This is a genomic window from Actinomadura sediminis, from assembly GCF_042675525.1.
Classification (GTDB): domain Bacteria; phylum Actinomycetota; class Actinomycetes; order Streptosporangiales; family Streptosporangiaceae; genus Spirillospora; species Spirillospora sediminis.
Window position 1 is genome coordinate 1 of the sequence record NZ_JBHTJA010000112.1, and the last position, 20,832, is coordinate 20,832.

Here is a 20,832-nt window from a genome sequence, read left to right on the forward strand (position 1 = left end):
GCCCGCCTGGACCCGGCCGCGCGGGCCCGCGACGCGTGGCGCCGGGCCGGGCAGCGGCGCGGCGCGGGGCGGCTGTCCCGGCTGCTCGCCGCGGCCCGCCCGGGAGCCGTCGTGATCGTCGCGCAGGTGTGGGCGATGGAGTGGGTGCGGCTCGCCGACACGTCGGGCCTGCGGGTCGTCGGGATGACGCACGAGTCGTTCGAGGCCACGCGGCGCTCGTCGCGCTACGGCCGGGTCCGGGAACACTACGCGCACGCGGACCGGCTGCTCGCGCTGACCGCCGAGGACGCCGACGCGTGGGCCCGCGCCGGCATGACCAACGCCGGGCACATCCCGAACCCGCTGCACGTCGAGCCGGCGGTGTACCCGACGCTCGATCTGCCGGCCGTCGCCTGCGTGGGACGGCTGTCGGACGAGAAGGGCGTCGACCTGCTGCTGGAGGCGTGGGCGCGGGCCCGGGAGCGGCGCCCGGGGTGGCGGCTGCACGTCTACGGGACCGGGCCGGACGAGGACGCGCTGCGGCGCCGCGCCGCCGCGGCGGGCCTCGCGGACTCGGTGGAGTTCCGGGGCGTGGTCGCCGACGTCGAGGACGCGCTCGTCGAGGTGTCGATCTTCGCCCTGCCGTCCCGCGCCGAGGGCTTCCCGATGTCGGTGCTGGAGGCCATGGCCTACGGGCTGCCCACGGTGGCGTTCGACTGCGCGCCCGGTGTCCGCGCCCTGCTGGCGGAGGCGTCGCCCGGGGACGGACGGTCCGGGCTGCTCGTCCCGCCCGGCGACACGGCGGCGTTCGCCGAGGCGCTCGGCCGGCTCATGGACGACCCCGAACTGTGCCGCGAGCTGGGGGAGAACGCGCGCGCGTCCGTCCGGCGGTTCCGGCCGGAGGCGGTGCTGACCCGCTGGGACCGGCTGTTCGACCTGCTGCATCGCGACGTGCCGGCCGTCCCGGCGGGGGAGCCCGCGCCGGCCGGGCGGACGGCTCCGGCACGGGCCGCCCGCCGCCGGGCGGGACGCGGCGCCGGTCCTGGAGGGAGATTCTTTCTAACAACTGTTTGGTAGAGTGCGCCTCGTGAACGAGAACGAGTCCCCCGAGGACCGGGCGTTCCGGGCCGAGGTCCGCGACTGGCTCGAGTCCAACCTGTCCGGCGAGTTCGCGCACGCCCGCGGGCTCGGCGGCCCGGGCCGCGAGCACGAGGCGCACGAGGAACGGCTGGCCTGGGAGCGGCACATGGCCGCCGCCGGCTGGACCTGCGTGGGCTGGCCGAAGGAGCACGGCGGACGCGGCGCCACCGTCCGGCAGCAGGTGATCTTCCACGAGGAGTACGCGCTCGCCGACGCCCCCGCCCGCGTGAACCACATCGGCGAGAACCTGCTCGGGCCGACGATCATCGCGTTCGGCACCGAGGAGCAGAAGGCCCGCTTCCTGCCCCCGATCGTCGCGGTCGAGGAACTGTGGTGCCAGGGCTACTCCGAGCCCGACGCCGGCTCCGACCTCGCGAACGTCCAGACCCGCGCCGAACTCCGCGACGGGGAATGGGTCGTGACCGGGCAGAAGGTGTGGACGTCCCTGGCGCTCGAGGCCGACTGGTGCTTCGTCGTGTGCCGCACCGAGCCCGGATCGTCCCGGCACACCGGCCTGTCCTACCTGCTGGTGCCGATGAAGGCGGACGGCGTCGACATCCGGCCGATCGTCCAGCTCACCGGCACCTCGGAGTTCAACGAGGTGTTCTTCGACGGCGCCCGCACCGACGCGGCCAACATCGTCGGCGCGCCCGGCGACGGCTGGAGGATCGCGATGGCCACCCTCGGGTTCGAGCGCGGCGTCGCCACCCTCGGCCAGCAGGTCGGGTTCCGCCGCGAGTTCGAGGGCGTCCTCGAGCTCGCCCGCCGCACCGGCGCGATCGACGACCCGCTGCTGCGCGACCGGCTCGTCCGCTCCCACATGGGCCTGGAGATCATGCGTCTCAACGCGATGCGCACGATGGCCGGCGTCGCCGCCGGGGCGCCGGGGCCCGAGTCGTCCATCTCCAAGCTGGTCTGGGGCACCTGGCACCGCGAGCTCGGCGAACTGGCCATGGACGTCCTCGGCGCCGCCGGCCTCGTCGCCGACGGTGAGCCGTACGACCTCAACGACTGGCAGCGGCTGTTCCTGTTCTCCCGCTCCGACACCATCTACGCCGGATCGAACGAGATCCAGCGCAACATCATCGCCGAGCGCGTGCTCGGGCTCCCGAGAGAGGCCCGCGGATGACCCCGCCCCCCACCGTGCCGCCCAACGTGCCCCCCACCGCGCCCCCGTACGTCCGCGGCCACGACCTCCTCGAGGACCGCGCCGTCGTCATCACCGCGGCGGCCGGGGCCGGGATCGGCGGCGCCACCGCCCGCCGCTGCCTGGAGGAGGGCGCCCGCGTCCTGATCTCCGACGCGCACGAGCGGCGGCTCGCCGCGTCCGAGAAGGAGCTCGCCGGCGAGTTCGGCGCCGACCGCGTCGCGGCCCTGCCCTGCGACGTCACGTCCGAGGACCAGGTCCGCGCCCTGTACGACCTGGCCGTCGAACGCTTCGGGCGCGTCGACGTCGCCGTCAACAACGCGGGCCTCGGCGGCACCGCCGACCTCGTCGACATGCCCGACGAGCAGTGGGACCGCGTCCTCGACATCACCCTGAACGGCACCATGCGCTGCACCCGCGCCGCGCTGCGGATCATGCGCGAGCAGGGCTCCGGCGCGATCGTCAACAACGCGTCGGTGATCGGCTGGCGGGCGCAGCGCGGGCAGTCGCACTACGCCGCCGCCAAGGCCGGAGTCATGGCGCTCACCCGCTGCGCGGCGCTGGAGGCGGCCGGCTTCGGCGTCCGGATCAACGCCGTCTCGCCGTCCCTCGCCATGCACCCGCACCTGGTCAAGGTCACCTCGGAGGAACTGCTGGACGAGCTGACGCGCCGCGAGGCGTTCGGCCGCTACGCCGAGCCGTGGGAGGTCGCCAACGTTATCGTCTTCCTGGCCGGCGACTACTCGTCGTACATGACCGGGGAGGTCGTCTCCGTCTCCTCCCAGCACCCTTAGGAAGTCCGTAACCCATGAGTCCACGACGGCGCGACGCCGAGGGAACCGCGGCCGCCCGCGCGGAGCGGCGGGCCGAGCTGCTCGCCACGGCCGCCGAGGTGTTCGCCTCCCAGGGCTACTCCGCCACCACCGTACGGAAGGTGGCCGACGCCGCCGGGATCCTCGGCGGCAGCCTGTACTACCACTTCGACTCCAAGGAGTCGATGGCCGACGAGATCCTCTCGACCTTCCTGAACGAGATGTGGGAGGCCTACGAGCGGGTCCTCGCGGAGGGACGCAACGCCCGCGACACCCTCGAGGGCATCGTCGTCGAGTCGTTCCGCTCGATCGACAGGCACCGCCCCGCCGTCGTGATCTACCAGAACGAGTCGAAGCACCTGGCGACCGGCGAGCGGTTCCGGTACCTGCTCGACTCGCAACGCCGGTTCGAGGAGATGTGGCTGTCGCTCCTCGACCGGGGCGTCCGGGAGGGCGCGTTCCGCGCCGACCTCGACCGGGCGCTGATCTACCGGTTCATCCGCGACACCGTCTGGGTGGCGGCGAACTGGTACGAACCGGGCGGGCGGCTGTCCGCCGAGGACATCGCCAAGCAGTACCTCGCCATGTTCCTGGAAGGGATCAAGGCGGGCTGACGCCCGCGAAAGCCGCCCATAGCCGCCTATAGCCCCCATAGCCGCCTATAGCCCCCAGAGCCTCCACGAAGGCCCCACGAAGGAGACACCATGGCCGAGGCGTACATCGTCGAAGCGGTCCGCGCGCCGGTCGGGCGCCGCGGCGGCGGGCTCGCCGGAGCGCACCCCGCCGACCTGGGCGCGCACGCCCTGACGGCGCTCATGGACCGCGCGAAGGTCGACCCCGCCGCCGTCGAGGACGTGGTGTTCGGCTGCGTGGACACCGTCGGCCCGCAGGCCGGCGACATCGCCCGCACCTGCTGGCTCGCCGCCGGGCTGCCCGAAGAGGTCCCCGGCGTCACCGTCGACCGCCAGTGCGGCTCCTCGCAGCAGGCCGTGCACTTCGCGGCGCAGGCCGTCCTGTCCGGGACGTCCGACCTGGTGGTCGCGGGCGGCGTGCAGAGCATGTCGCAGATCCCGATCTCCTACGCGATGATCGCCGGCGAGCAGCTCGGCTTCACTCAGGGCCCGTTCGCCGGCTCCAAGGGCTGGGTGCGGCGCTACGGCGACGGGGAGGTGTCGCAGTTCAACGGCGCCGAGATGATCGCCCGCGACTGGGACCTGTCCCGCGAGGACATGGAGGCGTTCGCCTACGAGTCCCACCAGCGCGCGATCCGGGCCATCGACGAGGGCCGGTTCGCGCGCGAGATCGTCCCGTTCGAGGGCGTCGAGCACGACGAGGGACCGCGCCGCGACACGTCCCTGGAGAAGATGGCTGGGCTGAAGACCCTGGTGGACGGCGGCCGCCTCACCGCCGCGGTCTCGTCGCAGATCTCCGACAACTCCGCGGCCCTGCTCATCGCCTCCGAGCGGGCCGTCAAGGACCACGGCCTCACCCCCCGCGCCCGCATCCACCACATCTCCGCGCGCGGCGAGGACCCGATCCGGATGCTGTCGGCGCCGATCCCCGCCACCGCGCACGCGCTGAAGAAGACGGGGATGACGATCGGCGACATCGACGCCGTCGAGATCAACGAGGCGTTCGCGTCGGTCGTCCTGGCGTGGCTGAAGGAGACCGGCGCCGACCCCGCGATCGTCAACCCCAACGGCGGCGCCATCGCGCTCGGCCACCCGCTCGGCGCGACCGGCGCGAGGCTGATGACGACGCTCCTGCACGAGCTGGAGCGCACCGGCGGCCGCTACGGCCTCCAGACGATGTGCGAGGGCGGCGGCCAGGCCAACGTCACCATCATCGAACGACTCTGACCGGGCGGCGCCGGGGAGGCGGCCGGCCGGTGCCGCCCCGGCCGCCGCGATCCCCGCGACGGTTCGGCATAATTCCCTATCAAATATATGGAAGGGGAGCGGGCCGGTGATCGACGTCACGGGATGGGCGCCCCGGGCGCGCGAGACGACCGAGGTCATCGACGCCGCGCCCGCCGCGGCACTGGCGGGGGCTCTGGACGTCCCGCCGCCGGGGGAGGAGCTGCCGCCGCTGTGGCAGTGGCTGCACTTCCTGGAACGGCCGGCGCGGCACGAGCTCGGCCCCGACGGGCACCCGCGGGAGGGGCGGTTCCTTCCGCCGATCCCCGACCGGCGGCGGATGTTCGCCGGAGGCAGGTTCCGGATCACCGAGCCGCTGCGCGTCGGCGACACCGTCACCCGGCGGGACGAACTGGCGTCGACGGCGGTCAAGACGGGACGCGGCGGCGAGATGCTGTTCGTCACCGTGCGGCAGACGTTCCTGCGGGACGGCGCCGAGATCGCGGTCGAGGAACAGGACCTCGTCTACCGCAGCGGCGAGCCGGCCGCGCGCCCGCCCGCGCCGTCGTTCGAGGCCCCGGCCGTCGATGCGCCCTGGACGCTGCCGATGACGGCCGACCCCGTGCTGCTGTTCCGGTTCAGCGCGCTCACCTACAACGCCCACCGCATCCACTACGACGAGCCGTACGCCACCGGCGTCGAGGGGCACGCGGGGCTCGTCGTCCACGGTCCGCTGCTGGCGATCCTGTGCCTGGAGCTGCCGCGCCGCGCGGGCGTGCGGGTGCGCGAACTGTCGTTCCGCGCGCGCAGGCCGGTCTTCGCGGGGCAGCCGTTCGCGGCGGCCGGGGCCCCGGACGGGACGCTGTCGATCGAGGCTCCCGGCGGTGTCACCGCGATGACCGCGACGTTCTCCTGACCGGCCGTGTCCCGCACGACGGCGCCGCGCGGGAGCAGGGCCACCGGTCAGGCGCGGTGCCGCCCGACGAGCTGCTTGACGATCACGTTCCGCTGGATCTCGTTCGTCCCCTCGCCGACGATCATCAGCGGAGCGTCCCGGAAGTAGCGCTCGACGTCGAACTCGGTGGAGTACCCGGCCGCGCCGTGGATGCGGACGGCGTTCAGCGCGATCCGCATCGCCGCCTCCGACGCGTACAGCTTCGCCATGCCCGCCTCCATGTCGCAGCGCTCGCCCGCGTCGAGCCGGGCCGCCGCGTCGAGCGTGAGGAGGCGGGCCGCGCGCAGCTCGGTGGCCATGTCGGCGAGGAGGTTGCCGACCGACTGGTGCTCCCAGATCGGCTTGCCGAACGACTCGCGCTCCTGCGCGTAACGCAGAGAGTCCTCGAGCGCGGCCCGGCCGACGCCGAGCGCGCGGGCCGCCACCTGGATGCGGCCGACCTCCAGCCCGCGCATCATCTGGGCGAAGCCGCGCCCCTCCTCGCCGCCGAGCACCGCGTCGAGCGGCGCCTCGTACCCGTCGAACACCAGCTCGCAGCTCTCCACGCCCTTGTACCCGAGCTTGGGCAGATCCCGTGACACGGTCAGGCCCGGCCCCTGCTCGGCGAGCAGGATGCTCATCCCGCGATGCCGGGGCGCGGCCTCCGGGTCGGTCTTGCACAGCAGCGCGATGAGCCCGGACCGGCGCGCGTTGGTGATCCACATCTTGGCGCCGCTGACCACGTACCGGCCGCCCGCGCGGCGCGCGACCGTGGTCATCGCCTGCAGATCCGAACCGCCGGACGGCTCGGTCAGCGCCATCGTGGCCCGCAGTTCGCCCGTCGCCATCCGCGGCAGGTAGCGGGTCTTCTGCCCCTCGGTGCCGAACACCGCCAGCAGATGCGAGACGACCGTGTGCCCGCCGAACGCCCCGGCGAGCGTCATCCAGCCGCGGGCGAGCTCCTCGGTGACCAGCGCGTAGCAGGTCTTCGACACCTTCGTCTCGCCGTACGGCTCGGGCACGGCGAGGCCGAAGACGCCCAGCTCCTTCATCCGGTCGATGAGCCGCTCCGGATAGGCGTTCGCGTGCTCCAGTTTCCGCGCCGCCGGCCGGACCTCCCGGTCGACGAAGTCCGCGACGACCTCCACGATGGCGCGTTCCTCCGCGCTGAGCTCGAACACCGCCGCGTCTCCTTCGCCTCGCCGATCTGAGAATGCAGTTTCATATATTTGATAGGCGGCTACCTCGCTGTCAACGCGGGGTCGTCCATAATGTGAGCACCCGACACCCGTCCCGGAGGCGATGACCGTGCCCCTCCCCGGCGAGAGCCTTTCCGGCGGCGACCCGCCCGGCGGCCGCGCGCTCGGCGGGCGCCGCCAGCTCAGCGACGAGGTCGCCGCGTACGTCCGCGAGCTGATCATGTCCGGCCGGGTGCGGCACGGGGAGTTCCTCCGCCTGGAGCGGGTCGCCGACGACCTCGGGGTCAGCGTCACGCCGGTCCGGGAGGCGCTGCTGTCGCTGCGCGGCGAGGGGTTCGTCACGCTGGTGCCGCGCCGCGGGTTCATGCCCGCGCCGCTGTCGCGGCGGGACGTCCAGGACCTGTTCGAGGCGCAGGCGTACTTCGCGGGCGAGCTGGCCGCCCGCGCCGCCGAGAAGATCACCGAGGACGAGCTGGCCGAGCTCGCGCGCACCCAGGACCTGCTGGAGGAGGCGTCCCGGACGCGCGACGCCGAGGGCATCGAGCGGGCGAACCACCGCTTCCACCGGGCGGTCAACCTGTGCGCGGACTCGCCGAAGACGGCCTGGCTGCTGCAGCTCGTGGTGCGGTACGCGCCCCGCCGGTTCTTCTCCGGCATCGACGGCTGGAGCCAGGCTTCGGTGGACGACCATCACCTCGTCCTCGCCGCGTTGCGGGCGGGCGACGCCGACGCGGCCCGGCAGGCGATGCGCGCCCACATCCGCCACGCGGGAACGCTGCTGGTCGTGCATCTGGAGGGGCGGGGATTCTGGGACGAGGCCGGACCCGGCTGAGGTCCCCTGGGTCTTCCCTTCCGCCATCTCCGCCAATATCGTATAAAAATCGCCGACGTGGAGGTGAGGATGGCGGACCGGCTTCGGCAGACCCACGGGCTGTCGGACGAGCAGCGGGAGATCCTCGCGACCGTGCGGGCGTTCGTCGACAAGGAGATCCTCCCGGTCGCGGCCGACCTCGAGCACGCCGACGAGTACCCGCAGGCGATCGTGGACGGCATGCGCGACCTCGGGCTGTTCGGCCTGACGATCCGCGAGGAGCACGGCGGGCTCGGGCAGTCCCTGCTGACCTACGCCCTCGTCGTCGAGGAGCTCGCGCGCGGCTGGATGAGCGTCTCGGGCGTCATCAACACGCACTTCATCGTGGCGTGGATGATCGACCGGCACGGCACCCCCGAGCAGCGCGCGCACTACCTGCCGAGGATGGCCGCCGGCGAGATCCGGGGCGCCTTCTCCATGTCCGAGCCCGACTGCGGCTCCGACGTGTCCGCGATCCGGTCCCGCGCCGTCGCCGACGGCGACCACCACGTCATCGACGGCCGGAAGATGTGGGTCACCAACGGCGCGTCCGCGAACCTCGTCGCCACCCTCGTCAAGACCGACCCGGACGCGGGGCACCGCGGCATGACGACGTTCCTGGTCGACAAGACACCCGGGTTCGGTGAGGTCGCGCCAGGCCTCACCATCCCCCGAAAGATCGAAAAGATGGGGTACAAGGGCGTCGACACCACCGAGATGGTGTTCGACTCCCACCGCATCCCCTCGTCCCGGATCCTCGGCGGGACGCCCGGCCGCGGCTTCTACCAGATGATGGACGGCGTCGAGGTCGGCCGGGTGAACGTCGCGGCGCGCGGTTGCGGCGTCGCGATGCGCGCCTACGAGCTGGCCCGCGACTACGCGCGGCGCCGCGAGACGTTCGGCCGCCCGATCGCCGAGCACCAGGCCGTCCTGTTCCGGCTCGCGGAGATGGCGACCAAGATCGAGGCCGCCCACCAGATGGTGGTGATGGCGGCGCGCCGCAAGGACTCGGGGGAGCGCAACGACCTCGAGGCCGGGATGGCGAAGTACCTGGCGGGCGAGTACTGCAAGGAGGTCGTCGAGGCCTCCTTCCGGATCCACGGCGGCTACGCGTACTCGAAGGAGTTCGAGATCGAGCGGCTGTACCGGGAGGCGCCGATGCTCCTCATCGGCGAGGGCACCGCCGACATACAGAAGATGATCATCGGCCGCCGGCTGCTGGAGGACTGAGCCGGTGCCGCCTCTGGACGGGATCACCGTCGTCGCGCTGGAGCAGGCCGTCGCGGCGCCGTTCGCGTCCCGGCAGCTCGCCGACCTCGGCGCCCGCGTCGTCAAGGTCGAGAAGGTGGACGGCGGCGACTTCGCCCGCGCCTACGACGCGGGCGTGCGCGGCGCGCTCGGCACCCACTTCGCCTGGCTGAACCGCTCCAAGGAGTCGGTGGCGGTCGACCTCAAGAGCGACGAGGGCCGCGCGATCCTGGACGACCTGATCGCGGGCGCCGACGTGTTCCTGCAGAACCTCGCGCCCGGCGCCGCGGCCCGGCTCGGATTCGCCGCCGCACGGCTGCGGGAGCGCGACCCCCGGCTGATCGTCGTCGACATGTCCGGGTACGGGTCGAGCGGGCCCTACCGGGACAAGCGCGCCTACGACATGCTCGTCCAGGCCGAGGCCGGGCTGATCTCGGTCACCGGCACCCCGGAGACGCCGGTCAAGGCGGGGACGCCGATCTCCGACATCGCCGCGGGCATGTACGCGTTCTCGGGGACCCTCGCGGCGCTCGTCCGGCGCGGGACGACCGGGGAGGGCGCCTCGGTCGAGGTCAGCATGTTCGACGCGGTGGCCGAGTGGATGGGCCAGACGATGTACACGACGCTCTACACCGGGGAGGCGCCGCCGCGTTCGACGCTGAGCCACCCGGTGATCGCCCCCTACGACGCGTACCCGACGGCCGACGGCGCCGACGTCGTCATCGGCGTGCAGAGCGATTCGGGATGGGCGGCCCTCGCCGCGGAGGTGCTCGAGCGTCCCGGCCTGGTGACCCACCCCGACTACGCGACGAACATGGCGCGCGTCCGCAACCGGGAGAAGGTCGACGCGCTCGTCGCGTCCGTCACGTCGCGGCTCGGCCGGGAGGAGCTGCTGCGCCGCCTGGACGAGGCGGGGGTGCCCAACGCGACGCTGAACGACGGCCACGGGCTGGTCGCCCACCCGCAGCTCGCCGAGCGCGACCGCTGGCGGGAGGTCGGCTCCCCGGTGGGGGCGATCCGGGCGCTGCTGCCGCCGATCACCCTGGCCGGGGCCGAGCCGCGGATGGACCCCGTCCCGGCGCTCGGCGAGCACACCGACGCGGTGCTCGCCGAGCTCGGCCGCGACGCCGGGACGATCGCCCGCCTCCGCGATGCCGGAATTGTCGGCTGAAGACGACTATCGTGGCGGTATGCCAGCCGTGTCCTCCGCCCGTGACCGCCGCCGCGCCGAACTCCGCGACTTCCTGCGCACCCGCCGAGCCAGGCTGACGCCGGGCGACGTCGGGATGCCCGACGGCGGGCGGCGCCGGACGCCGGGGCTGCGGCGCGAGGAGGTCGCCGTGCTCGCCGGCGTCGGCGTGTCCTGGTACACGTGGCTGGAGCAGGGCCGCGACATCAAGGTGTCCGCGGACGTCCTGGACGCGATCTCCCGCGCGCTCCGGCTGGACGCCGCCGAGCGCGAGCACCTCTACCTGCTCGCGGGCCTGAATCCGCCGCGCGCAGACGCGGGCCCGGCCGTCCCGGTCACCCCGGAGCTGCGGCGGCTGCTGGACGCGTGGGCGCCGCGCCCCGCCTACGTCCGCGAACGGCACTGGAACCTCGTCGCGTACAACGACGCCGCCCGCGAGGTGTTCGGCTACGGCGATACCGACCACAACTGCCTGGTCACGTTCTTCACCAGCATGCGGTACCGGGCGCAGCACATGCACTGGGAGGCGGCCGCGCCCGAGGTCGTGGGGCGGTTCCGCGCCGACGCCGCCCGCTATCCCGACGACCCGGAGTTCGCCCGGATCGCCGAGGACCTGCTGACCGTCAGCCCGGAGTTCGCCGAGCTGTGGGGCAGGCACGAGGTGAGCGCGCGCGCCCAGGCGGTCAAGAGCGTCCGGCATCCCGAAGCCGGAGAGATGGTCTTCGAGGCGACGCTGCTGCCGCTTCCGGACATGCCCGGCCACGACCTCGTCCTGTACAACCCGCGGCCGGCGACGGGGACGCAGGAGCGCCTCGAGCGGCTGATGGCCCGGCGCGGCCTCGCCGCCGCGAGCTGACGCGAGGGTGGTGGTGGCAGACCCACGATGAACGGACTCTGCCGCCGATCCGGAGGGAGCGGCACGATCGTCCGCATGACGAACAACGAACGCTTCGCGGGCAAGGTCGTGCTGATCACCGGCGGGACGAGCGGGATGGGCCTCGCCGCGGCCCGGCGGCTCCTGGACGAGGGCGCGTCGGTCGTCGTCACCGGGCGCGACCGGGAGCGGCTGGACGCGGCCGTCAAGGAACTGGACGCCGCCGGGCCGGACGCGGACGGCCGGGTCCTCGCCGTCCGCGGCGACGCGGCGAGCCCGCGCGACCTGGACGCGCTGATGGAGGCCGTCCGGGAGCGGTACGGCCGGCTGGACGCCGTCTTCGCCAACGCCGGGGTCGCCTCGTTCGGGGACATGTCGGCCACGACGGAGGACGAGTTCGATCGGGTCATGGACGCCAACGTCAAGGGCGTCTACTTCACCATCCAGAAGGCGCTGCCACTGCTGTCGGACGACGCATCGATCGTCATCAACGCGTCCTGGACGTCGCACCGCGGGCTGCCGAACGGTTCGCTGTACTCGGCGACGAAGGCGGCCGTGCAGAGCCTGGCCCGCACGCTCGCCGCCGAGCTGGGGCCGCGCGGCGTCCGGGTCAACTCGGTGAGCCCCGGCTACATCGACACGCCCATGTACCGCGGCGCCGTCGCCGACGAGGACGCGGCCGGGATCCGCGCGCAGGTCGCGTCCCGCCGGATCGGGACGCCCGAGGAGGTCGCGGGCGTGGTCGCGTTCCTCGTCTCCGCGGACGCCGCGTACGTCAACGGCCAGGACCTGATCGTGGACGGCGGCCTCGTCGGCGCCGTCGCGTGACGATCGCCCCGTACGAGCACCAGAAGGAGAGCAGAGCATGAGGAAGCGCGAGTTCGCGGGCACGGCCGTCGGCGCCGTCGGGCTGGGCTGCATGGGGATGAGCTGGGCCTACACCGAGTCCGAGCGGGACGACGACGCGTCCGTGACACTGATCCGCGAGGCGCTCGATCTCGGGGTCACCTTCCTCGACACCGCCCAGCCGTACGGCGCCGGGCACAACGAGACCCTCCTCGGCCGCGCGCTGGCCGGGCGGCGCGACGAGGCGGTGCTCGCCACCAAGACCGGCCTGGTCGTGGAGGACCTCGAGTCCCGGCGGCTCTTCCGCCGGGGGACGCCCGGGCACGTCAAGTCGTCCGCCGAGGACAGCCTGCGCCGCCTCGGCACCGACGTCATCGACCTGTACTACCTGCACCGCGTCGACCCGGAGGTGCCGCTCGCCGACACGTGGGGCGCGATGGCGGAGCTGGTCGCCGAGGGCAAGGTCCGTCACCTGGGGCTGTCGGAGGTGACGGTCGCGCAGGCGGCGGAGGCGCACGCCGTCCACCCCGTCGCCGCGATCCAGTCGGAGCTGTCGCTGTGGACGCGCGACGCGCTGGGCGTCTCCGGCGGCGGCGCGGGCGGCGCGGGCGACGGGATCGCCGGCGCGGGCGAGGTCGGCGACGTCGTCGGCTGGTGCGCCGCCAACGGCGCCGCGTTCGTCCCGTTCTCCCCGCTCGGCCGGGGCTTCCTGACCGGGACGGTCACCAGCGCGGACTTCGAGGACACCGACTTCCGCGCCGCCAACCCGCGCTTCCAGGAGGAGGCGCTGCGGGAGAACCTGCGCATCGTGGAGGCGGTCAAGGAGGTCGCGGCGCGGCACGGCGCCACCCCCGCGCAGGTCGCGATCGCGTGGACGCTCGCGCAGGGCGACCACGTGATCCCGATCCCCGGCACGAAGAAGCGGCGCTACCTGCACGACAACGCGGGCGCCGCCGACCTCGACCTCACCGCCGCGGACCTGGCCGACCTCGACGCGCTGCCGTCCGCGGTGGGCGGCCGCTACTGAGCCGCCGCTGCTGAGCCGCCGCGCGGCACGCCCGCGCCATCGGCCCCGGCGAGGAGTTCCGCCGGGGCCCGGCGGCCGTGCCGCGCGGCCTGCGCGAGGCACGGCCGCGCGTAGGGCGCCTCCTAGCGCACCGGTCCTAGCGCACCAGGAGGCCCTGCTGGGCGGCGATCCGCTCCGCGGCCTGCGCCACGATCCGGCCGATCAGCTCCGCGCAGCTCGGCAGATCGTCGATCACGCCCACGACCTGCCCGGACGCCATGACGCCCAGATCCGGCCGGCCGTCCACCATCGCCGCCTTCAGCAGCATCGGGGTGTTGGCGGCCATCAGCACCTGCGACCAGGACAGGTCCTTGCCGTGCTTCATCGCCTTCCCGTCGGCGATCATCTCGCGCCACGACATCCCGGACAGCTTCTTGAACCGGGCGCCGTTGCGCAGCGCCCGCACCAGCCCGCCGATCCGTCCGGACGACTCCAACCCGTCCACGAGGTCGCTGCGCAGCACCCGGTGCGGCATCCCGTCCACCTGGCGGGTCACCACGGTCTCGCCGGTCCGCAGGTAGACCTGCTTGACCGCGTCGGGCACCGAGCTGTCGGAGGTCAGCAGGAACCGGGTGCCCATCGCCACGCCCGCCGCCCCGTAGGACAGCGCCGCCGCGAGGCCGCGGCCGTCGAAGAAGCCGCCGGCCGCGATCACCGGGATGTCGACGGCGTCCACGACCTGCGGGAGCAGCAGCGTGGTCGCGACCGCGCCGGTGTGCCCGCCGCCCTCGCCGCCCTGCACCAGGACGGCGTCCGCCCCCCAGCCGGCGACCTTCTCCGCGTGCCGCCGCGCGCCCACCGAGGGGATCACCACGAGACCGGCGTCCTTCAGCTTGGCGATCAGCTCCCGCTTCGGGGCGAGCGCGAACGAGGCGACCTTCACGCCCTCCTTGATGAGGAGGTCGATGCGGTCGCCCGCGTCGCCCGCGTCCGCCCGCAGGTTGACGCCGAACGGCGCGTCCGTCCGGTCCTTGACCTCGCCGATCGCGGTCCTGAGCTGGTCGAGCGTCATCGTCGCGGACGCGAGGACCCCGAGGCCGCCCGCGTTCGCGACCGCCGTCACCAGGCGCGGCCCCGCCACCCAGCCCATGCCGGTCTGGACGACCGGGTGCCGCACCCCGGCGAGCCGCGTCAGCGGGGTGTCGAGCACCTGTTCCGTCCCGGTCACGACGGGACCTCGCGCTCCCGCAGGCCCTTCGGATCGAGGACGTCGCGCATGATCCGCAGCTCCTCGGCGTCCGGGAGCCGCGTCTCGGGGACGTCCTCCGGCACGACGAGCTCGAACCCGGTCGCGGCGACGACGTCGTCGACGGTCACGCCCGGGTGCACCGACCGCAGCCGCATGCGGCGGCCGGGGGAGGCGAAGTCGAGCACGGCGAGGTTCGTCACCACCGCGCGGATCTCGTGCGCGCCCCGGTCCGTGCCGACGCCGCTGACCATGTCGACCTTCTCGGTGAACACGCGCGTCGAGTGCTTGGGCACCCAGTAGCTCGTCGTGTTGAGCAGCGTGTTGCCCGGCCCGCCGCGCACGCCGAGGAGCTGCCGGGACGGCCGCGCCCAGTCGCCGATGCACGAGATGTTGGTGCCGCCGTACGGGTCGATCTGGCTCGGGCCCATGATCACGTGCCGGCGCCCGTTCAGCACCAGCCACAGGTGGTCGCGGAACGGCAGCCAGCCCTCGACGACGTCCGCCGCCGCGCCCAGCGGGACCGGGTCCGCGCTCAGCGACGGGCCGCCGTCGGTCGTCAGCAGATCCGGCTCGAACGTCGACCGCGCCAGCCGCGAGCCCAGCATCGGCACGAACCCGGCGACCGCCGCCGCCACGATCTCCCCGTCGCCGCGGAACAGCTCCGCGCACGCGACCGCGCACACCTCCGCGCGCGTCGCGTCCGTCGCCGTCGCGCCCGTCGCATCCGTGGTCGTCGCCATCACTTCTCCTCCCGCCAGGCCCGGACGGCGTCCTGGTACGCGGCCTCGTCACCGGACAGGAACCGGTCGCGGAACGCCGCCCACTGCTCCGGATCGGCCGCCGCCTTCGCGTACAGCTTCTGGAACGCCTCGTCCCTCCCGTGGTCGGGCGCGCAGTCGGTGAAGTGCGCGCCGTTCGGCGTCTCCACCACCCCGGCCACGTGCGACCGGCTGATCAGGAGCGACTGCGGCGGGCCCTCCTTCGCGAAGTCCGCGGTGTCGACGAGCCGCTCGCACGACACGTACGTCCGGTCCGCGGCCTTGGCGAACAGGTCGTCCATGTACGGGTCGGGGCCGAGGTACTGGGCGTTGCCGCGGGCGTCGGCGCGGTTCATGTGGACGAGCGCCGCGTCCATCCGCAGGGCCGGGACGGCGACGAGTTCCGTGCCGTCCTCGTAGGGCGACCGGACGGTCTTCAGCTCGGGGTTGACCTTCATGACGTCCGAGCCGAGGCCGACCGGGGTGGGCAGGAACGGCAGCCGGTGCGCGGCCGCGTACAGCCCGAACATGAACATGCCCTCGTCGTACTCGGTCAGCTCGATCGCGGCGGACTGCCGCGCCTGCCGGAAGTGCGGCTCGAGGGGAATCGAGTCCATCGTGACGAACGCGGTGACGAGCCGCCGCACCTTCCCGGCCGCGCACAGCAGCCCGACGTCCGGGCCGCCGTACGTCACGACGGTGAGGTCGGTCAGGGACGACCGGCAGATCGCGCGGACGAGCGCCATCGGCTTGCGCCGCGACCCCCAGCCGCCGATGCCCAGCGTCATGCCGCTCTCCAGCGACCCGACGATCTCCTCGACCGTGGTCACCTTGCTCATTTCGCCCCCTTGGCCACGAACGCGTCGCGGTGCGCGTCGCCCGCGCCGACGAGGTTGAGTTCGAAGGTGAGGCCCTGCTCGAAGCGGTAGCTGCGCTTGACGTCGACCGGGTCGATGCCGTTCAGCGACTCCTTCGCGCGCCGGATGACGTACCTGTCCTTCGCGGCGATGTTCGCCGCGACCTCCAGGGCCTTGTCGTGCAGCCCGTCCGCCGGGACGACCTCGAGCACCGAACCGTGCCGGTGCAGCTCGTCCGCCGTGACGTTGCGGCACGTGTAGACCATCGCGCGCATCAGGTGCTGCGGGACGAGCCGCGCCAGGTGCGTCGCGGCGCCGAGCGCGCCCCGGTCCACCTCGGGAAGCCCGAAGTAGGCGTCGTCGGACGCGATCACGATGTCGGCGTTGCCCGCCAGCCCGATCCCGCCGCCCAGGCAGAACCCGTGCACCGCGGCGATCACCGGGACCTCGCAGTCGTAGACCGCGGCGAACGCCGCGTAGCAGCCCCGGTTGGCGCCCACCAGCGCGGCGTGCCCCTCCGTGGACTGCATCTCCTTGATGTCGACGCCCGCGTTGAAGCCGCGGCCCTCGGCGCGGAGCACGACGGCCCCCACCTGCGGGTCCCGTCCGGCCGCGAGCACCGCGTCCGCCAGTTCGTGCCAGCCCGCGACGGTCAGCGCGTTGACCGGCGGGGCGTTCACGACGATCTCGGCGACCCCGTCCCGGGTCGTGGTGGAGACTCCCATGCGCTACCTTTCCACCAAACATTTGTTAGAACTGACCGTAGCAGAGGTGCAAAAGGAGGCGGGATGCCCGAGGTGGTGGGATGTCACTGACGCTGGACCTGAGCGGGAAGACCGTCGTGGTCACCGGAGGCGTGCGCGGCGTGGGCGCGGGCATCAGCCGCGCCTTCCTGGCGGCGGGCGCCGACGTGGTGGCGGTCGGCCGCCGCGACCCGGAGACGCTCCCCGAGGCGGACGGACGCACGGCGCGGTTCGTCTCGCTGGACGTCCGCAGAGCGGAGGCCGTCGAGGAGTTCATGAACGGCCTCGACCGCGTGGACGTGCTCGTCAACAACGCGGGCGGCGGCCCCTTCCTGCCCCTCGCCGATGGAGAGCTGCGCACCCACGCCAAGATCATCGAGCTGAACCTGACCGCGCCGCTGCTCATGGCGCGGGCCGCCTACCCGCGGATGCGCGAGCTGGACACCGGCGGCTCGATCGTCAACATCGGCAGCGTCAGCGGCGTCCGCCCCTCACCGGGGACGTCCGCCTACGGCGCCGCGAAGGCCGGGCTGCACAGCCTCACCCGGTCCCTGGCCGTCGAGTGGGCGCCGCACGTCCGGGTGAACACGCTGATCCTCGGCATGATCCGCACCGAGACCGCGCACCTGCACTACGGCGACGAGGAGGGGATCGCGGCGATCGGGCGCACCGTCCCGATGGGCCGCCTGGGCACCCCCGACGAGGTCGGCGGCGCCTGCGTCTACCTGGCCTCCGACCTGGCCTCCTACGTCACCGGCACCGAGATGCTGCTGCACGGCGGGGGCGAGCGCCCCGCCTTCCTGGACGCCGCCACCGTGAACAAGGACGGGACCGCCGGCGCGAACGAGAAGGAGACACGATGATCTGCAAGGACCGCGTCGTCGCCGTCACCGGGGCCGGCCGCGGCCTCGGCCGCGCGCACGCCCTCGAGTTCGCCCGCCAGGGCGCCCTCGTCGTCGTCAACGACCTCGGCGTCGCCCGCGACGGCACCGGGGACGCCGCCGACGGCCCCGCCCAGGAGGTCGTCCGGGAGATCGAGGCGCTCGGCGGGAAGGCCGTCGCCAGCACCGACGACATCGCCGCCGACGCGGGCGCCGCCGCGCTCGTCCGCACCGCCGTCGAGACGTTCGGGCGGCTGGACGTCCTGGTCAACAACGCCGGGTTCCTGCGCGACCGGATGCTCGTCAACCTCACCGAGGACGAGTGGGACGCGGTCATGCGCGTCCACCTCAAGGGCCACTTCCTGCCGCTCAAGCACGCGGGCCTGCACTGGCGCGCCGAGAGCAAGGCGGGCCGTCCCGTGGACGCCCGGGTGATCAACACCTCGTCCGGCGCCGGGCTGCTCGGCAGCGTCGGCCAGGGCAACTACTCGGCGGCCAAGGCCGGCATCGTCGGCCTCACCCTCGTCGCGTCCGCCGAACTGGGCCGGTACGGGGTGACGGTCAACGCGATCGCGCCCGCCGCCCGCACCAGGATGACCGAGGAGGTGTTCGCCCAGACGATGGCCGCGCCCGCCGAGGGCGAGTTCGACGCGATGGCCCCCGAGAACGTGTCCCCGCTCGTCGTCTGGCTCGGCTCCGCCGAGTCCCGCGGCGTCACCGGCCGCGTCTTCGAGGCCGAGGGCGGCAGGATCTGCGTCATGGACGCCTTCCGGCACGGCCCGGCCGCCGACAAGGGCGCCCGCTGGGACCCGGCCGAGATCGGCGAGGTCGTCGCCGGGCTGCTCGCGGAGGCCCCCGCGCCCGAGCCGGTCTACGGCGCGTCCTGACCCCGGACGGTCAGGCGTTCGCGGCGTCGCGCAGCACGCTGCTCGGCGCGGCGCCGCGAACCCGCTTGAACGCGTTGCTGAACGCGAACCCGTCGGCGTAGCCGACGCGCCGCGCCACGGACGCCACCGTCGCGCCGGGCTCCCGCAGCAGGTCGGCGGCCAGCGTCATCCGCCATTCGGTGAGGTAGGCCAGCGGCGGGCGGCCGACCAGCTCGGTGAAGCGCCGCGCGAACACCGCCCGCGACTGCCCCGCCTCGGCGGCCAGCTCCGCCACCGTCCACGGCCGCGCGGGGTCCTCGTGCATCAGCCGCAGCGCGCGCCCGACGTGCGGGTCGCCGAGCGCCCGGTACCCGGCGGGCGGCTCGGCGTCCGGCCGCGCGAACCAGGCCCGCAGCGCCCGCACCAGCAGCATGTCCAGCAGCCGGTCCAGGATGATCTGCTGCCCCGGCTCCTCCCGCGCGACCTCGACCGCCAGCAGGTCCAGCAGCGGCGCGAAGTCCGGCCGGGCCGGGACGGCCGCCACCGGCGGCAGCGCCTCAAGCAGCCGCTCGGAGACGTCGCCGCGCATCGGGTACTCGGCGGTGACGAACAGGTCCGAGCCGTCCGGCACGAGCCCGAACGTCCGCGGACCGAGCCGGAAGTTGTGCCCGGCGGTCGAGGGGCCGCCGTCGGCCGCGTAGCAGCGGTCGGCGTCCAGCACCACGATCTCCGGTTCGGCGCCGGGCCGGTCGCCGGCGACGATCGGTGCGCCGCCGCGCAGCAGCACGATGTCGCCCGGTTCGGCCCGCACCGGCTCCCCGCCGTCGCGGGCGATCCAGCCGGTGCCCCGGAGCATCGTGGTGAGCGACAACGGCGCGGGCGCCGCGAACCGCACGGCCCACGGCGGCCGCGCCACGGAACGGCAGTACACGGCCCCGCTGGCCCGCACCCCGGCCAGCAGGTCGTCCAGAAGGTCCATGGCGAGACGATCTCACATGCCTTCGAGACGCGCGGCCATGGAACGTCTTCGCCGCCGCTGGTGTGCTGGGCACATGACCGATTCACCGATTCTCGTGCTCGGCGCCCGCGGCAAGACCGGCCGCCGCGTCACCGCCCGCCTCACCGCCCTCGGCGTGCCCGTCCGCGCCGCGTCCCGCTCCACCGGGACGATCTTCGAGTGGTCCGACCGGGACACCTGGGGCCCCGCGCTGGACGGCGCCCGCGCCGTCTACCTCGTCCCGATGAACGAGAGCGTCGACCAGGACGCCGTCGCCGAGTTCGCGGACGCCGCCGTCGCGGCGGGCGTCCGGCGGCTCGTGCTGCTCGCGGCGCGCGGAGTGGGGGGCGCGGCGCAGCCCGCCCAGGAGCAGGCCGAACGGGCCGTCCGCGAGTCGAGGGCGGAGTGGACGATCCTGCGCCCGGCCTGGTTCGCGCAGAACTTCAGCGAGGACTTCTTCCTCGAACCGCTGCTGGCGGGCGAGCTCGCGCTGCCCACCGGTGAGGGGCGCGAGGCGTTCGTGGACGTCGGGGACATCGCCGACGTCGCCGTCGCCGCGCTCACCGGAGACGGGCACGCGGGGGAGATCTACGAGCTGTCGGGCCCGGAGCCGCTGTCGTTCCGCACCGCCGTGCGGATGATCGCGGAGGCGTCGGGACGCGAGATCCGGTACACGCCGCTGGAGGTGCCGGAGTTCACCGCCCTGCTGGAGTCGCAGGGTGTGCCGGCGGCGTTCGCCGAGATGCTGACGGACCTGCTGACGAACCTTCGCGACGGCACCGGCGACCACGTGAGCGACGGCGTCCGCCGCGTGCTCGGCCGCGCCCCCCGGCCGTTCGCCGAGTACGTGAAGGAGGCGGCCGCCGCCGGGGCCTGGGCGGCGCCCGCCGATCAGCGCGGCAGGTAGTCCTCCAGGTACCGGCGGACCTTCTCCGCGTAGGTCCGGTGCCCCTCCGGGACACCGCCCGCCTCGACCACCGTCTTGGACGACGTGCGGTACGCGGCGGCGAGGTTCAGCGCGGGATCGCCCGGGACGCCCTCGAGGTCCTTGCCCCAGTAGCACAGGAAACGGCCCATCGCCGGGATCGACAGCTCCGGCGTGATCTCCGCCGGCCGGGGCTCGGGGTTGTCGAGGCCGCCGGGCTGCCAGTGCACGAGGACGCGCGGCGTCCAGCGGGCGATCCCGTACTCGTCCTTCGCCGGGTCCGCCAGGCGCGGGTCGAAGCCGCTCTCCGCCTTCAGCATCGCGGCGATCAGCGCCGGGCTCAGTCCGGGCATCTCGCACCACTCGCCGGCCTCGACGATCAGCGAGCGGTACCCCGCCGGGACGGCCGAGCCGGGCCGGAACCAGCGCCCGTCGGCGGCGGACGCCGCGCCGTTCACCGCCGCGCCGCCGCCCGC

General features: G+C 73.7%; 22 protein-coding genes. 15 read left to right on the plus strand and 7 right to left on the minus strand.

All coding sequences use genetic code 11. The features are described from left to right. The 6 genes from ACFQ11_RS31910 to ACFQ11_RS31935 all read left to right on the plus strand — a co-directional run. On the plus strand, positions 1 to 1,056 hold a 1,056-nt coding region (locus tag ACFQ11_RS31910; protein WP_378305502.1), incomplete at its 5' end, for a glycosyltransferase. 10 nt (positions 1,057 to 1,066) lie between these two features. Beyond that, positions 1,067 to 2,248 (plus strand): acyl-CoA dehydrogenase family protein, encoded by a 1,182-nt coding sequence (locus ACFQ11_RS31915; protein WP_378305504.1) that lies wholly within the window; start codon positions 1,067 to 1,069, stop codon positions 2,246 to 2,248. After that, complete coding sequence (locus ACFQ11_RS31920) at positions 2,245 to 3,060, plus strand: SDR family oxidoreductase (RefSeq protein ID WP_378305506.1); 816 nt, start codon at positions 2,245 to 2,247, stop codon at positions 3,058 to 3,060. Before ACFQ11_RS31915 ends, ACFQ11_RS31920 begins: the two co-directional genes overlap by 4 nt. A 14-nt stretch (positions 3,061 to 3,074) precedes the next feature. Further along, on the plus strand, positions 3,075 to 3,692 hold the full coding sequence (locus ACFQ11_RS31925; RefSeq protein ID WP_378305508.1) for a TetR family transcriptional regulator: 618 nt from the start codon (positions 3,075 to 3,077) through the stop codon (positions 3,690 to 3,692). A gap of 90 nt (positions 3,693 to 3,782) precedes the next feature. Next, positions 3,783 to 4,937 (plus strand): acetyl-CoA C-acetyltransferase, encoded by a 1,155-nt coding sequence (locus ACFQ11_RS31930; protein WP_378305510.1) that lies wholly within the window; start codon positions 3,783 to 3,785, stop codon positions 4,935 to 4,937. Positions 4,938 to 5,043: 106 nt separating this feature from the next. Further along, complete coding sequence (locus ACFQ11_RS31935) at positions 5,044 to 5,850, plus strand: HTD2 family dehydratase (protein WP_378305513.1); 807 nt, start codon at positions 5,044 to 5,046, stop codon at positions 5,848 to 5,850. Between the two features lie 47 nt (positions 5,851 to 5,897). Here the strand turns inward: ACFQ11_RS31935 and ACFQ11_RS31940 are convergent, their stop codons facing one another. Then, entirely contained in the window at positions 5,898 to 7,049 is a 1,152-nt protein-coding gene (locus ACFQ11_RS31940) for an acyl-CoA dehydrogenase family protein (protein WP_378305515.1), read from the minus strand. A 121-nt stretch (positions 7,050 to 7,170) separates the two neighbouring features. Between ACFQ11_RS31940 and ACFQ11_RS31945 the strand changes: the two genes are divergently transcribed. The 6 genes from ACFQ11_RS31945 (at position 7,171) to ACFQ11_RS31970 (ending at position 13,101) form a co-directional block, all read left to right on the plus strand. Beyond that, entirely contained in the window at positions 7,171 to 7,899 is a 729-nt protein-coding gene (locus tag ACFQ11_RS31945) for a GntR family transcriptional regulator (protein ID WP_378305517.1), read from the plus strand. Between the two features lie 69 nt (positions 7,900 to 7,968). Continuing rightward, entirely contained in the window at positions 7,969 to 9,147 is a 1,179-nt protein-coding gene (locus tag ACFQ11_RS31950) for an acyl-CoA dehydrogenase family protein (RefSeq protein WP_378305519.1), read from the plus strand. A 4-nt stretch (positions 9,148 to 9,151) separates the two neighbouring features. Next, a complete protein-coding gene (locus ACFQ11_RS31955) occupies positions 9,152 to 10,336 on the plus strand; it encodes a CaiB/BaiF CoA transferase family protein (protein ID WP_378305521.1) in 1,185 nt (394 codons plus the stop codon). A 19-nt stretch (positions 10,337 to 10,355) separates the two neighbouring features. Further along, positions 10,356 to 11,210, plus strand: coding sequence for a helix-turn-helix transcriptional regulator (locus ACFQ11_RS31960; RefSeq protein WP_378305523.1), 855 nt, complete (start codon positions 10,356 to 10,358; stop codon positions 11,208 to 11,210). A 75-nt stretch (positions 11,211 to 11,285) separates the two neighbouring features. Further along, the gene (locus ACFQ11_RS31965; RefSeq protein WP_378305525.1) at positions 11,286 to 12,056 is read left to right on the plus strand and encodes a glucose 1-dehydrogenase; all 771 of its coding nucleotides are present in this window, start codon (positions 11,286 to 11,288) and stop codon (positions 12,054 to 12,056) included. 37 nt (positions 12,057 to 12,093) lie between these two features. Further along, a complete protein-coding gene (locus tag ACFQ11_RS31970; RefSeq protein ID WP_378305527.1) occupies positions 12,094 to 13,101 on the plus strand; it encodes an aldo/keto reductase in 1,008 nt (335 codons plus the stop codon). 136 nt (positions 13,102 to 13,237) lie between these two features. Here the strand turns inward: ACFQ11_RS31970 and ACFQ11_RS31975 are convergent, their stop codons facing one another. Genes ACFQ11_RS31975 through ACFQ11_RS31990 form a run of 4 tightly spaced genes read right to left on the minus strand, consistent with a single transcriptional unit; the run spans position 13,238 to position 16,669 of the window. Continuing rightward, positions 13,238 to 14,308, minus strand: coding sequence for an NAD(P)H-dependent flavin oxidoreductase (locus tag ACFQ11_RS31975; RefSeq protein WP_378305529.1), 1,071 nt, complete (start codon positions 14,306 to 14,308; stop codon positions 13,238 to 13,240). Next, the gene (locus tag ACFQ11_RS31980; RefSeq protein ID WP_378305532.1) at positions 14,305 to 15,069 is read right to left on the minus strand and encodes a CoA-transferase subunit beta; all 765 of its coding nucleotides are present in this window, start codon (positions 15,067 to 15,069) and stop codon (positions 14,305 to 14,307) included. Before ACFQ11_RS31980 ends, ACFQ11_RS31975 begins: the two co-directional genes overlap by 4 nt. Next, a complete protein-coding gene (locus ACFQ11_RS31985) occupies positions 15,069 to 15,926 on the minus strand; it encodes a CoA transferase subunit A (RefSeq protein WP_378305534.1) in 858 nt (285 codons plus the stop codon). The genes ACFQ11_RS31980 and ACFQ11_RS31985 overlap by 1 nt, the downstream gene beginning before the upstream one ends. Continuing rightward, on the minus strand, positions 15,923 to 16,669 hold the full coding sequence (locus tag ACFQ11_RS31990) for an enoyl-CoA hydratase family protein (RefSeq protein ID WP_378305536.1): 747 nt from the start codon (positions 16,667 to 16,669) through the stop codon (positions 15,923 to 15,925). Before ACFQ11_RS31990 ends, ACFQ11_RS31985 begins: the two co-directional genes overlap by 4 nt. An 80-nt stretch (positions 16,670 to 16,749) precedes the next feature. Between ACFQ11_RS31990 and ACFQ11_RS31995 the strand changes: the two genes are divergently transcribed. Beyond that, positions 16,750 to 17,550, plus strand: a complete 801-nt coding sequence (locus tag ACFQ11_RS31995; protein WP_378305539.1) for an SDR family oxidoreductase — start codon at positions 16,750 to 16,752, stop codon at positions 17,548 to 17,550. Continuing rightward, positions 17,547 to 18,455, plus strand: a complete 909-nt coding sequence (locus ACFQ11_RS32000; RefSeq protein ID WP_378305541.1) for an SDR family oxidoreductase — start codon at positions 17,547 to 17,549, stop codon at positions 18,453 to 18,455. Before ACFQ11_RS31995 ends, ACFQ11_RS32000 begins: the two co-directional genes overlap by 4 nt. Positions 18,456 to 18,465: 10 nt before the next feature. Here the strand turns inward: ACFQ11_RS32000 and ACFQ11_RS32005 are convergent, their stop codons facing one another. Further along, a complete protein-coding gene (locus ACFQ11_RS32005) occupies positions 18,466 to 19,413 on the minus strand; it encodes an AraC family transcriptional regulator (protein WP_378305544.1) in 948 nt (315 codons plus the stop codon). A 73-nt stretch (positions 19,414 to 19,486) separates the two neighbouring features. Between ACFQ11_RS32005 and ACFQ11_RS32010 the strand changes: the two genes are divergently transcribed. Further along, positions 19,487 to 20,338 (plus strand): NAD(P)H-binding protein, encoded by an 852-nt coding sequence (locus ACFQ11_RS32010; RefSeq protein ID WP_378305546.1) that lies wholly within the window; start codon positions 19,487 to 19,489, stop codon positions 20,336 to 20,338. Here ACFQ11_RS32010 and ACFQ11_RS32015 read toward each other — a convergent pair. Next, positions 20,323 to 20,832: lysozyme family protein (locus ACFQ11_RS32015; protein ID WP_459077354.1), on the minus strand; the 510-nt coding region annotated here is incomplete at its 5' end. The two genes, ACFQ11_RS32010 and ACFQ11_RS32015, sit on opposite strands and share 16 nt — an antisense overlap.